Source organism: Pseudomonas sp. NBRC 111140, from assembly GCF_001320885.1.
Lineage (GTDB): Bacteria > Pseudomonadota > Gammaproteobacteria > Pseudomonadales > Pseudomonadaceae > Aquipseudomonas > Aquipseudomonas putida_P.
The window spans coordinates 37,976-52,147 of record NZ_BCBQ01000038.1; the positions used below are offsets into that span (position 1 = coordinate 37,976).

7 protein-coding genes are annotated in these 14,172 nt (G+C 56.2%); 2 read left to right on the plus strand and 5 right to left on the minus strand.

Annotated features, from left to right (window positions below):
* Positions 1-123 precede the first annotated feature (123 nt).
* The 5 genes from APH42_RS14515 to APH42_RS14535 all read right to left on the minus strand — a co-directional run bounded on the left by APH42_RS14515 (position 124) and on the right by APH42_RS14535 (position 9,018).
* A complete protein-coding gene (locus APH42_RS14515; RefSeq protein ID WP_060493590.1) occupies positions 124-576 on the minus strand; it encodes a hypothetical protein in 453 nt (150 codons plus the stop codon).
* Between the two features lie 16 nt (positions 577-592).
* Positions 593-4,063 carry an RHS repeat domain-containing protein gene (locus APH42_RS14520; protein ID WP_060493591.1) on the minus strand — a complete coding sequence of 1,157 codons (3,471 nt, stop codon included), beginning with the start codon at positions 4,061-4,063 and terminating at the stop codon, positions 593-595.
* A gap of 27 nt (positions 4,064-4,090) precedes the next feature.
* Positions 4,091-5,281 carry a hypothetical protein gene (locus APH42_RS14525; RefSeq protein WP_060493592.1) on the minus strand — a complete coding sequence of 397 codons (1,191 nt, stop codon included), beginning with the start codon at positions 5,279-5,281 and terminating at the stop codon, positions 4,091-4,093.
* Entirely contained in the window at positions 5,265-7,079 is a 1,815-nt protein-coding gene (locus APH42_RS14530) for a hypothetical protein (protein WP_156352765.1), read from the minus strand. The genes APH42_RS14525 and APH42_RS14530 overlap by 17 nt, the downstream gene beginning before the upstream one ends.
* A 127-nt stretch (positions 7,080-7,206) precedes the next feature.
* The gene (locus APH42_RS14535) at positions 7,207-9,018 is read right to left on the minus strand and encodes a hypothetical protein (RefSeq protein ID WP_060493594.1); all 1,812 of its coding nucleotides are present in this window, start codon (positions 9,016-9,018) and stop codon (positions 7,207-7,209) included.
* A gap of 252 nt (positions 9,019-9,270) precedes the next feature.
* On the opposite strand from APH42_RS14535, the gene APH42_RS14540 reads away from it, so the two are divergent.
* Complete coding sequence (locus APH42_RS14540) at positions 9,271-10,491, plus strand: hypothetical protein (RefSeq protein ID WP_156352767.1); 1,221 nt, start codon at positions 9,271-9,273, stop codon at positions 10,489-10,491.
* The coding region (locus APH42_RS14545) for a hypothetical protein (protein WP_060493596.1) at positions 10,488-14,172 on the plus strand (3,685 nt) is incomplete at its 3' end. The genes APH42_RS14540 and APH42_RS14545, both read left to right, overlap by 4 nt.

The window sequence follows — 14,172 nt, forward strand, 5'->3', positions numbered from 1 at the left end:
CCGCACAACTGGCAAATTTGTCAGTTGCCAACATGGCCGTTATATTATCTGCGTACCGGCCAAAACAAAAAAAACCCGCGCTAGCGCGGGCTCTCAAGGGGTAGCAAGGCTACAAGCACAGGATCAACTCTGCCCACTCAAACGATCAACACCATCATAGTAATAGTTCGAGGTCCCCCCCGCCTTGACGACTGACCTCAGCCTACCCGTGGCGTCATATTCCATTTCCATGCCCTCACCATCGTCTTCAAGGTTGCCGTCATCGTCATACGTCAACCTCTGCTCGGCTGTATACCCTTCATAGCTATTGGTTATTTTGCTGAGCTGCGCAGGGTCTTCATATTCGAAGAAGTACTCGGCCACATTTTCACCCGGCGCGCCCGTGTCTTTATCGGTCAGTTCGGTGATAACCAGCACAATATTGTCCAGGGCATCAAACTCAAATGCCTGGCCACGGATCACATGCCCTTGCGGGTCGACTGGGGCCAATTCGCCACTGCATTTATAGTCATACAAGCGACCGCGACTCTCGTACGCATAGACCTCGTTCCTGAGCCAGTTTTCTCCGTTCAGCACACCGCCAGCTCCCGAATTAAAGGGCTTGTGCTTTGCGTAGATGTTTTTTCAACCGCTCATTGACATCTGCAGACGCGGCAGGTTGAAACACCTTGCCCCGAACACGATCAGCGTACACCTCGGCTTGTCGCCGCTGGTCTTCTCCCGGCTCCCCTGGCCACAAGGTTTTCACCACGATGCGGTCACATTCATCGTACCGCTGGGTCAACGTCTGTATCTCACCCTTCATATCGAAACGGCGAAGCGTCTCACGATCGAAATCGTCATATTCCAACTGAGTAATGAGGAAGTTGTCGCCATCACGCGTTGCGATTTCCGACGTTCTGCCCAGCGTGTCGTACGCGAACATTGCTACCGTCGAGCCCAGCGTGGTCTGCAGCAAACGCCCGGCCGCGTCATACTCATAGTCTTGCACCTGGCCCAGCACATCGGTGTAGCTCAGCATGCGTTCGCGGTAGCTGAATGCATACTGCATTTCAAAGACTTCGTCGCCCTCCTTGCGCCTCTCCAACTTCATCTGCCCGGTACTGAAATACTCCCTTTCCAGGGTTTGCCCATCTTCGGTACAGCTCAACAGCCGGGCGTTTTCCGAATCGTACTGGTAATCAGCCGTGAACCGGCTGGATACTCGCTTTAGCGGCTCTTCACCCAACACGGGGTTATATTCGTAATCGACCCATTGCTTGGAGGGCGTAAACACCCTCTCCGGCCGGTTTTGCCCAGGTTTATAGTACAGAGTGCGCTTACGCCCACCCGTATCAGACTTGTATAGCCGCTTGAGGCCATCGAAGGTTTGTGTGCCCAGCTCGATGCCATTGACACCGATGTATGCCGGAAGGTCGCCACTGTCGAAGTCCGCATAGCGGCGGGTTACCACCGACCTGTCGGGGAGGGTCTGCTCCAGCAACCGGCCGAAGGGATCGTAAGTACTCAGCGTGACGGACTGATCGGCCGCCACTTCCCGGGCCACACGCCCCAGGCCATCGTAATGATAGGTATGTTGGCTGTATGCAACGGTATCGTCCCTGGACTTGAAGCGCCTGACCTGGGTGGGTTCATCGAACCGGTTGAACCAAGTTTCGGTCACGCCACTTGCGTCAGCGCGATCTTCTGACTCCCGCCAACTGCGCTTGATAGGCATAAACGCCGAGTTCTGGTTACCCACCGGGTTCGTCTCTTCAACGTGGCGGATAGCATCAGGCCCAATTTGCCACGCCTGCTGGCCCCAGTCATCGTAGCCATAGCGCACCGTCAACGGCAGGTCGACTGGACGGTGAACCCCCTGCTCGGAAACCTCATCCGCCATCCAGTCGTATTCGGTTTCTTCCTCAAGTTGGCCGTAAGCGTTGTAAACAGCCGAATAGCTCTTGCGATACGCCTGGCGTCGCCATACTTCGGCACTATCGGCGTCCATACGCTCCTCTTCGAATACACGGCCCAAACCATCGAGTTTCGATCGGGTCGTTACGCGCTTGACATCGCTCGACGTCTGCACAGCCGGTTCGTCAAGAACCGCCAGCACATAGCTGTAAGTGCGATAGGCCCTGTAAATGGGATCGTTGGGTGCAACGGTCTCACTGATCACACGGGCCAGTCGATCATAGGCATAGGCAATTTCCACATCGTTGTCATCCCGGTTGAACAATGGCTCACCGATCAATGCCGAGTGCTTCAGGACGATAGTTTTCTGAACATCGCGAAGGGTGCCGTCTTCCAGCGCTTGGCCATGATCGAAGCCCGTCACCACTTGAGTGGTCACCAAGGCTGGATGGTGTTCCACGACCTCTGTCGTGTAGGTGTACGACGTGGTCGTATCCTGGTCGCCCATGGTGAAAGTCGTGATGCTTGGCCGCCCATAACTCAACAAGTCCGCTGTGGATTCATGGTAATCGGTAAGCGAATGGCTCAGCGGTACCGGCACCTTGGCGTCACCTTGCAGCTCAAAAAAATGCTGTTCTTTTTCCACGAGCCACTGTTTGGCAATATAGTCGGGCGTGCCGTCGGGCAGCGGAACCGGGTCGAGCGCTTTATAGACGAACTGCGTGCGCGTGGTTGCGGCCTCGCCTACGGATGATGGGTTAATGGTCTGGCTCTTGCGCCAGCGCACAAAGTTCTGCGGGTCTGCCGGGCAACTGCCCAGCTCGCCTGCAGCGGGGTAATATTCGTACAACGTCTCGACGCCCGTGGCGGGCACTTCGCTTATCAGGTTGCCAAACACGTCATAGGTGGTAGCGTGTTCGGCCTTGCCAATCGCCGCATTTCCCTCCACTTGCCAGGTCTGGGTCGAAAGGCTCGCCAGCTGGAAGTTCGCAGGTTGCTTTATGAAGGGCTCCGCCGGATTGCCAGGGTATTGGCTGACCGTGGTATTCACACATTGGCCCTGAACCTGTTTTACCTCGACACTGCGGTGGAAGCGGTCGTAGGTTGACAAGACGGTGCGATCCGCCTGTCCTGGGCAGCGCTCGGTGGTTTTACTCCAATAGGAATAGTTGGCATCCGTCACCTCGTAGAGGTTATCGCGGCCATTGTTGTTCCAGACGATAGAGCTGCCATTGCCCACGAAGTTGGTCGTGGAATAGTCATACTCGGTCATAGTATCGGGCTGCTCAAAACCCGGAACAATGCGGTGGCGCTTGACCCGCGGCAAATATTGTTCAACCCCTGGGAGCTTGTGGCCAGGGTCACCGTCAACACCGTACTCGATATGCTCGACCGCGCCCGTCGGCGTTCGCACCCGGCTCACACAGGTTTGCCCATGCACCTGCTGGTAGGAAAACTCCCAGTACGCCAATTCATCGGTGGGCAACACCACACGTTCCAGCCGCCGCCCGTTGAACTTGAGGGTGTAACTGGCCCTCGCCTCCGGTTGATCCGGGTACAAGGTGATGACCATATCGCCCGAGTACTCAATCAACAACAGGCGAGCTGGCCGCCCCCCACCCACACCTGAATCAAACACTTCACTCAGGCAGGGGGTACCTGGCAATTGCGGATTGTCACGATAGACGAACTCCAAGCAACGCCTTGAATCGGCATAGATTTTTTTCGGCAGCATCAACTTCCTTGTACCGATATTAACGGGCTGCAGCACTTCCGTCAGTGGTGTGTCCTTGTGCTCGACCCGGTACAGCCCATCGCCATCCTTGTGAAAATGGAAAGAGTCCAGCTTTTTCTCGCTAATACTCTCCACGCCGTCCACTGTAAATCGCTCACCGGTATACAGCGAAAGTGCCCCTCCCCCGGCAGGGTAGGCATCCTCGATGAAACTACTTAAATTGATATCCCAACCTTGCCCATATCCAAAGTCCCCCGCCCCCATCGAGCTATAGCTGAGCCTCAATGGAAACTCCACCCCCCCAAGATAGTCACCACGCAACACAGGCAACGCGATACTCAGGCCATACTGGCCTGTACGCGGATCAACACCATTACTGATGAAACTCAAGAAATTGAACGCACCGGAATGCAACGCCGTTTTACCAGACATACCAAGCCTCCTAAATAATCCATTTGATTAGTTGATCGCGTAAGTCAGCTTGTCGCGACTACCCTGCAGACCATTCGCCAAATGGAATGAAACCCTGAGCTTATGCCAATTACCGTTCTGATCCATCAGGCGGAACGACAAGGGCTTTTCCAGTTCGGCTCGCCACTGCCTTTCAATGGGGTTTTCTTTGTCGTAAATAATAGGCAGGTCCGATACCCGGTGCAGAGCAAAACAAACGTCGCCCGCCGCAGCTTTATAGTCATCAAGCAGCTCTGTATCCAAATAGGTATCGAGCTGGGTTTGGTATTGCACCAACGCCTGCAACAAGCCGTCATGTACAAGGTATTTTTCAGGGTCCTCTGGGTTGTCTGTTTCGTTACCGAGCTGGCTGTTCTCACGAACAAATGGGGTGAACGCATAACCGGTAAAACTGCAGTACTTTTCCCTTCGCTGATCAGACTCCCAGCGCATCGTCGACACGGGGCTGTCGTCTTCGAACTTCAGCCTGAGAAACTTCAGTGTCTGGAAGGCATCATCTTTTGCTCCCGCCAGTATCCAATAGTCGGTGGTATCGTCTACCTTGTGAAAGTCTTCATCACCCACGCCTTCCCAGCCTTTCACCGGGACACGCGTGAACGTGTAGGCATCCCTGGAAAAAACAGGCACGGACTCAGCAACCACCGTTACTTTCTGGGTACCGTCGACGTAATCGGTAGAGCGATAGACTGCATTATCGTCACCTTTGAACTGGGCAGCCACTTCCAGCGTGCCAACGGCGGTACTCTGCAGGAAAAACCGCTTGTATCGGGTACTGTCTTCCCCTCGCGCGCTGCCCTGCATAACCTGAGTACGTGATCCCACCCGATTGGCACTATTATTCACGACCCAATTTTTAGGGCCGTCGCCTGGTTCAAGGCCTTCTTCACCGTCAGGTAGGAATTCAAGCACCTTGCCGCCCTCAACGTTGTACAGTTTGAGGCTGGCGAGTTCTTTATCGCTGATCGGTGGCGAAATAACCCCCGGCCTATCAACTTTTGTCTCGATGGTTATTCTTACTTCAATCTGCTGCATACCGTTGGCAAAACATTTGCCAACGCTGAGCAGTTCGACGGCAAACCTGAGAAGGCCATCCCAGCTACTGGCCACGGGTGCGGCGGTTGCGACCGGTCGGTGTTCGATGATTGCGTACCCGTTCCGCGAGTCATTGTAATCGGCCATTACTACGGTAACCGGCAATTGGGCGTTCTCGGGGGGGGGTATAGACACCGTTCTGGTCTACATCACCTTCTCCAAACACATGCCACGTCAGGTCGCTGGGCGCATCCGTGACTTTGAATGGCACGGTGGCGTTGGGCTTGTAGCCCGCCACATAGAATGGCTCGACAAAATAGCGCTGGGGCCAGTTCACGATTACCACTGTCGCCTCGGCATAGGCGTTCGTTCGAGTATCCGTGACGCGAATGACCTGGAACAGGATTTCGGGTTTACCTGGTTCGATCATTGCCGGCGTGAAACGGGCCTTGCCATTACCCAGGTCTTCCAACCTGCCCAGGTCCAACTCGTATGCGCTGCTGTGGTCGCGCTTGTCGAGGTTACCGGCCCGTCCCGGTCCTCGTGAAGCGCGTAATGCTTGCGGTGTATCGATCTTATCCCACTTAAGGGTACCGCCATTCACGCTTGAGGCAGACAGTTCGATCGGCACTCCATTGGCGCCGGTGACCATGATTCGAGGGGATATCTGCACCGGCTTGACGTGCTCGACCACCACCGCACTACGTGACTGCTCACTGCCACTGCCATCCAGGTACTGCCCCGTCACCACCGAAACCTGGCTATCGGCGATGAACCGATCTGCATCGCCCGACGAATAAATGCCGGCGGCGCTAATTGTGCCACTGGCAGAAACACTCCTCAGGTTAGCGGTTGCCCACGCCGTGACGGGCGTAACCCCATTGAGCGCGAAGGGCACGCTTCCCTGCGCCACGGTACTTGCCGTGGCTGGGTCTACCCGGTAGGTGTTTTCTGTGGGCGAAATCTGACCAAAGCCGACCACATCGGCTGGCTCGTACTTGTCAGCGTCTTCGTACGTGTAGCGATACGCGTTGGGTATCCGTACCGGCCTGAGTACCTGAGCCAATGGCTCGCCACGCTTGCGATCGTTGATTGGGTCAAGCAACAGCGAGCATGAATGCTCGGCCCCTGTGGCGGCTGTGCCGGGACTTAGATAGGGGAAGTTGTTGCCGGGTTGCGGAAGCGTGCCCTGCAGCAGATGCGAGCGTAACTGCATCATCAACACCACCGCGCCATCGCCTTCGCTAGCGGCCTTGTCCTTGAACAGTTTGTCTGTCTTGGCCCCCCAAGGTGCCCTCTGGGTCAAAACCTTGATGCTCTTGGGCGACATCGACGCGTAATCTTCGCCATCGAACTCGACCAAGGTATAGACCTGGCGAGCGCTAGGTTGGTTGAGCCAATGGTCGTAAAACGCTTTGCCTATCTGTTTCGATGCATAGTCGGTGGTACCCAGGTCACATTGCAGCGTATCGGTCCGGGCATCTGAAAGCGCCAGCACCAATTGGGTATACTGCCCGCTCACGCTTTGCTGCAGTTTCAGCTCTATGTGCGCGCTGACCGCATAGCGCATGGCCTCATTCACACTGTGAGCCCGCAACAGTACAGGCGGGCTGCCCGGCAAATAAGCATGCTGAATGTAATCGCCCGAGAGCAGGGTCATTCGCACGGTCGTGACGGCCGACAGCAAGTTGGCCTCTTCGAAATACAGCTGTGGCGGGCCAAATACCAGGTTGCGAAACTCGCCACGCAACTGGCCGCCCTCGTCCAGGTCAAACGCCATGCTCATGGGTTCGATGAACGTTTGATTGGTATAGCTTTGTAGCCACTGGTCCGACAATAACTGGTTGATCTGATCTCGCCCCACTTGGGCAATAGCAGACCAACCCGCCATGACCGTGCCGCCAGCCAGCTGCTGGAGTATCTGTTCTTTAGTAAGGTTTGTCACGACCAATCCCTCGCTTCATCGAGCCTGTTCAGCCCTGCAAATAAATTCAAGCGGCCCGCTTTAAGTGGCCGTTCCTTCACTGTTTCAACACGGCAAATAACCGAGCGCATCCCGACAACGCTCACCTTCATACCTTGAGCGTCAGGTCTAGTTTCGGAAAGTCCGTCCATTGGACGCCATCGAAACTGACACTGGCCCAAACCAAAAATTTTTGGTCCGGCTGTAGCTTGCTCAACAGCTCATGAGTCAGTAAATCGTCTACACCCTCTTTCACCTGCAACTCGGTAACCGGCACCTGATCGCGCAACACTTCCGTTACCGGTACCGACCCAGCCCCTATACCACTAAGGTGAATGCTCAGTAGCTGGTCTTTCTTGATAAATAACCAGGGTTCCAACTTCAGCCTGCCACCCGCGGGCACCAACACCAGCTCTTCATCGGCGTTTGCATCCGGGCAATCAATACGTTCATACCGTGTTTCATCCACCGGCAACACCAGCAACTTCACCGCTTTACTATCCCAATGAAGCCCTGTATTCGTTTCCACTATCCGATAAAAAACTTCGAACCGCTTGGACGGCGTGATACCCATATTGGCCGGGACAAACTCGGCAGGCACGTTGAATACCAACGGGCCTTCCGCATCTGGGTATTGAATGATTGTTCGGCCACCGTTCGGGTCGCCTTGCCAGTGCACTTCAACGTGTTCATCCGGGCGCAGATCGGCTTCGCTGGGGATGAGGACGTAGGCCCCATTTCTCCTGATATCCCAGGCATTGATATTATATTCATCTGCCGCACCGGCATTCGTGCTGTCCCTGACAGTAGGCATGGGAGGCACTGCGCGAGGCGCCGTCACGTCCAGTGGCACTGCGTGTGACGTCAACGAGGCGCCTTCACGCGCGTACTGGTAAAAAACCTGTACTGCCCCCAGGCTGGCAAGTAACAGTGCCGGTTCGATCAGCAGGGAAAATCGCCCGGCGACCAGGCTGCTTTCATCCAGACGAATAACTTGCACGCTGGCTTCGCCCGACGGCAACACCCAGGCCAGCAGCAAATAGTCACCTACGGCAGGCTGCGGATAACCGTCGATGATAATCGGTAAACCGTCTGGGTAGTTGCCAGGATCAATTTCGCTACCACCACCATTGCCCACCTCAGGTGCGGGCAATAATGTACCCGTGTCCACTGCGTCGCTGATCAAGAACGTTTGCGTACGCGAGGGTGCAAGTTCGCGACCGTCCTTGAGTTTAACGGTATAACTCATTTCAAGACGCCCATCCACATCGACTGCATTCAGGTCCGATTTGGGTATCAACCATTCCAGCGGCTCACCGTTGAACTTCTGTTCCGGGCGCAATGACTTTTCCAGCTTTGACAACTCCAACCCCGTACTTCTGAAGCGTCGAACTGTCAATGTAACCTGATCACCATCCTGAATGGCCTGGTAAGCAGCCGTCACCACGTGGGCATGCTGCTGCAACTCATCCTTATTGATCTTCAAACCGTGCGATTGCAGTACCTGCACCACCGGCAATCTACCGGGGCCACGCACACCCACATAACAAAACTGCCGCATGGACTCTGGCGCTGTCACATCATTAACTTGGTACGACAGGAACGCATAACCGCCACTGGCATTCGTCACGGTCCGATTGTCTATCTGTAAAACTACATTATCCGGGTCTTGTACCAGGGTGACCTCCCTGACCAAGTCAAATGGAACACCCTCCGGATCCACCCCTAACCAATTGGAGTAAACAAGGTCTCCGTGACTCAGCCCTGCCCCTCGAATAACGGCGCTGAGGCTGTCGCTACCCAAGCGGTCCAGGTCCACTTCAAGGCTCTGCGTCAACCCTTCAATGACCGGCTTGGGCTTGATGAAAGTTGCGCCCCCCCCCACGCTGTCGATCGCGCGGTTTTCCGCTTTTGAAATCATTGTTCTTACTCCATATCAGGCTTGCCGGAACCAAGTTTTACGCCTGCAACCGGTGCTCGACCACTGGCAAAAATACTAGGCCCAAGCCCGTGCCCGGCGGCACTGCACGTCTTGGCTGGGCCTGCGCCCTACCTGTTATTTATGCCAGGTGCCAACCGAATCCAGCTGTTTTAGCCTGAGCGTTACCGGGCCATCCCTGCGTGGAGTGGCCTGCTAATCAGCAGCTTGATCAATAAACAACGGAGTTCGACCATGATAAATACAACACGGGGAAGCCGTACCCACCGCGCCCCATCCCCGCCTCTTCTCTTGACGTTAACGTTCATTTTTTGTGGCTTAATTACCCCCTATGCCAGCGCAGGTACAATTACCCTGATTTCAGCGCCAACCGGAGACTTTGGGGAACGCCGTTGCACCGTGGATATCCCCCCAGCCGGTGCAGGAAAAACATTAAAACTCTCCGTGGCGGAGCGCGGCGGGTTAGGCGTGGGTAATTGCTATGACATTAAGCCCAGCGATATCTTGATGCAAGATATTCCCTCCTCCGCAGAAATCCTGCTGACCGATGATTGGTTGTGCGACACGAAATTGGACGATACGTTTTACACAGAGGACGACCCCGAAGATAACAAAAGCTTCGTTATCCGACTGGAGACGACACGCAATCCCTCGCAACTCCCTGAAATTGGCATTGACCGCCTGGCAGAGTTCGAGGTAGGCAAATACATTGACTACACCAACGATGCCGGCGAAAAACCTGTCGGTTTCAAAGTAGTAGAAAAAACTCACAACGGCAGCGGCAGAATCAATCGCAAACTAAGTTGCCTGGAAATCTCAATTTCCGATGACTCCAACACGCCAGAACTCATCGCCGTGCCCTTGGGAGAAATATCGACCAGCGGCAATATAGAAGAGTCGGGTAGCAGTTTTAATTGCAGCGCTACCCAAGTGATGATTGGCCGCAAGCACGAAGGTGATGAAAACGGCGACACCACCTATACCTGCCAGACCGTGAATGGTAATGGCACCGAGAAAATACTTTTCAACGAAGATTACAGTTCCCCCAAAATGTCTGAATGTGGCAGGCGCAAACCTGGAAGCCTTACCGACGAACAACCAGACAAAAACTGTACAGAAGCCGTTACCTACAACAAAGACCAAGTCGACCCCATTTACTTCACATGCCCGACAGACAGCGTGATGGTCGGGCGCGACCACGAAGGTGATGAAACGGGTTACACCACCTACCGCTGCGCCACGCTTTACAAAGACAAGGAAGTTGAAGCAAACAAATTGGTCGTCGTGCCCGGTGAATGGGAGGGCTCGGCCAAGGAACCCGAATCTGACTTCACCTGTGGTATTGGCAAAGTCATGATCGGGCGCGCGCACAAGTCCGATGAAAATGGCCCTACCGAATACCGCTGCGGCCAGCTGTTCTACCCAACCAATCCTCAAACGCAGGTGACCCCATGAGCAGCATGGCCGCGCACTCCAATGCCAACAACTTCGCCGTCGAAAAGCGTGTCGACCCACGTACCGGCCAATATGGGCTGAGCATCGCGATGCCTGAACTGGTTGCCGACAGCGGTGCCGGTGCCAGTTTCTCGCTAAGCCTGGCCTACAACTCAATGGCCGCGGGAGATGTCGGGTATGGCGAAGGATGGGATTTGAACCTTTCCCGCTTTGTCGAGCATGCCTACCCTGAAGGCGGTGGCGCCCTGTCGCTGTTTACCGGTGAACAGTTCACCGTGGACGGCATCGAGAGCATCAGCGAGAAAAAACTCGATACCTTCCACTTCCACAAGGATGGCGAAGGGCGCTTCCGCGTCGTGCACCGTAGCGGCGTGGTCGAAATACTCGAAGAGATGGGCGCGGGCGCACAGCGTGCGGCCTTGCCGACACGCATCTACGCACCGTCCGGGCACTGGCTCGAACTCACCTACGCAAGCAACTCGGTTACCCCGGGTTGGTTTTGCTTGACGCACGTACACAGCGGGCATCCCGATGGCGCAGGTAAAGGCCGCCTGTTGCTGCAGGTCGCCTACGGCGGCACGACTGAGTTCACCCTGTACCCTGGCGCCGCTGATGTGCAAGCCAGCCAGGTACTGAAGTTCAAGGGGCGACAACTGCAGAATGTGGTACTGCCCGACCAGACTCAGTGGCAATTCGACTACCAGACCGTGCATGGGCAGACCTGCGTGACCAAAGTGGTCTCGCCCACAGGCGCTGTAGAGCACATCGAATACGGCATCGACGGGGATCCTGGCCATGCATTGCCGGGCGTCGACAAGAAGCTGCCACGGGTCAAACGCCATCGCGTTCAGCCAGGGCAAGGCCAGCCGGAAATGCGCACGGACTATGACTACTCCACTGAAAACTTCATGGGTAATGGCAGCACCATTACCTGGCGCAACAGCGGGCGCGACAATTTGTACGACGTTGTCGACCCCGGCTACAGCTATTGGTGCAGGACCACCCAGCGTTGCACGGGCCAGGCTGACCGCACCGTCACCACCCACTACGACCGCTTCCACCGCAGCACCCAGGAAACCCGCGCTCAGGGCAAACAGGTCACCCGAACCCAAATCGTCTATCACGGCGAGTTGGGCGACCCCTTCAGCAAACAGCCGCCCATTTACCTGATGGCGAATACGGTAACGACCTCTTGGGAAATGGAGGACGATGCCAACAAAAAGCGCTTTGAAACCATCACCACCGAATACGATCGAGAGGGTAACCTCACCAAGGAAATTCAGCAGGATGGCGGGTACACCGTGCTGGAGTACTACGACGCCAACGGCGAACCTGGCAAATGCCCCGCTGATCCGAACGGCTTCAAGAAGCATGTAAAAAGCCAGACGGTCTACCCGAGCACGCTTGCCAACGTGGTAGAAGGCGCCACCGTGCTACGCACCGATTTTACCTATGGTGCGCTGGGGACCCTGCAGGGTCGCATCGACCTGCCCGAACACGGCGAAATCGCCTCGACATGGCTGGCCATCGAACAGGAAGTGCTGACGGACGCCGCCAACCCGCAGGCCCTGCGCGCCCTTAGCACGGTCAAACGGACCTACCTCAGCAGCCCCAGCAATGCTCACTACCACGGCCGCATGAGCAAACGTGAAACTACACTGCATGCCGAGCATGATGGGACGAAGCTGGGTAAAGTGCTGGCCGACACCACCACAACGCTTGAGTGGAAGTTCAGCCTCTCCTCGCACAAGGCGCTGGGCGATGTCCTGCAGACCACCCAGACGACCATCGGGCATAACCTGAGCCAGAAGGTTTCTAAACAGAGCCAGCATCCGCTGACAGGCCAGGTGCTGGAAAACCTCGACATTCACGACACGGTCACGCGCTTCAGCTATGACACAAGCAATCGGCTGACCAGCGAAACCTCCGCACCGGACGATGACGAAAAGCGCGCCACTGTCCGCTATCGCTATGCCGTGTCGGCTGAGCAGAACCTTCAGGAAACCGAAGACAACCTGGGCGTAATCAGCCGCGTGTTGTTCGACGGCCTCAACCGCATCATCAAGGAAGAGCGGGTATGCGAGGCGGTGGCCTCGAAGGCCAGGCAACAACAGACGTATCAGGTTTATTCCGCCGCTTACAACGCCTTCGGCCAGCTGGAAAACGAAACCACCTACGACCAACTGCCCGACCGCGAACTGGCCTTGACCAGCCAGCATCGATACGACAACTGGGGTAACCGTTGCGCTACCGTGCGCCCGGACGGGGTGACCGTGTTCACCGACCGCTCCCCGTTCGGCGCCGAGGGGGATATCGTCACCACCTGGGAGGAGTACCCGGACCAACCCGGTGTGCGAAATAGCCAGAGCACCACCTCCTTCAATCGCTTCGACAAACCAGAACAGGTGCAAACGCTGGATGAGCACGGTGCCTCGGCATCGACACGCGCCTACAGCTATGACGGCTTTGGCCGCAGCGTCGCAGAAACCTATACCTTCGGCGTGCCGGCAAGCGGCAAGCACACCGCACGTGCCGAACACAAACGCACCACCGGTTACAGGTACGACATCTGGGGGCGCATGCAGCGCACCGATCGCGCGGACGGCTCGGCGTTGAGCCGGGAGTTTGCCCACCACAGCACCGATGAACTGGCGACCACCCTGCTGCTGCACCCGCAACGCAACGATGAAGGGCGTTCGGTGTGTGGACGCGAGTTCGACGATATCGACCGCCTGGTCAAAGTGACCGTTGGCCCCCACCAGGAAACGCGCGAGTACAGCGGCTCACAGTTGCTGCCAGAGAAGCGAATCATGGGCTCTGGCCGCACGTTCAACTACGAGTACGACCTGGCGGTCGGCACCGCGCCAACACGTATCACAGCGGGGAAAAACCAGAAGCCTTCCAGCTTCAAGTACAGCATGGCCTCCGCAGCCATTACCGAAGCGCAGAACGAGCAAGGTACACGCAGCTACAGCTACACCGACCAGGGTTACCTGCTGAGTGAAAGCTGGGCAGACAAACAATCGGGCGATGTCTACACGCGCGACTTCGTCTATTCGTTGCAAGGGCGCATGCTGACGTGCAGCGACAGCGACAACAGCCGAAAAGCATACGAATACGATGAACTTGGCAGGCTGCACTCGATCACCCAAGGCACGCTGCAAGCGGTATTCACTTACAACAGTGCAGGCTTGTTGCATACCACGCTGACCACCAACAACGCCGAGGCCGCCAACCCGCAGAAACTGCTGTGCACCCAGGCCTATGACCACCGCGGCCGGGAAACGTCGCGCACCCTCAAGCTGAGCCGGCTTGACACCACCCTCGATGAGCGCGCGCTCGAACAAGTGTGGCGCGACGACAACATGCTGCACAGCCGCACGCTGATCAAAGCCGGTACGGCGGTGCTGACGGAGCGCTTTGATTACGATGACCGTGACCGCTTGTACAACCACAGGTGTGAAGGCAGCGCGCTGCCTACCAACAGCAAGGGCCGTGCAATCACCAACCAGGCGTTTGAGTTCGACGCGTACGACAATATCTACTTTTGCCTCAGCGAGTTCGCGGATGGCGAAGTCGACGAAGCGTTCTACGAATACTTCGAAGATTCACCGTTCCAGCTGAAAAGCGTAAGCCATACGCTGACAGCCGATTACCCCGCTTTGGTGAAGTTCAGCGAGG

Bases quoted from the DNA above. Each gene is read 5' to 3' on its own strand.
- APH42_RS14520 (WP_060493591.1), bottom strand. From the start codon at position 4,063: ATGTCTGGTAAAACGGCGTTGCATTCCGGTGCGTTCAATTTCTTGAGT.
- APH42_RS14525 (WP_060493592.1), bottom strand. From the start codon at position 5,281: ATGGCCGATTACAATGACTCGCGGAACGGGTACGCAATCATCGAACAC.
- APH42_RS14535 (WP_060493594.1), bottom strand. From the start codon at position 9,018: ATGATTTCAAAAGCGGAAAACCGCGCGATCGACAGCGTGGGGGGGGGC.
- APH42_RS14540 (WP_156352767.1), top strand. From the start codon at position 9,271: ATGATAAATACAACACGGGGAAGCCGTACCCACCGCGCCCCATCCCCG.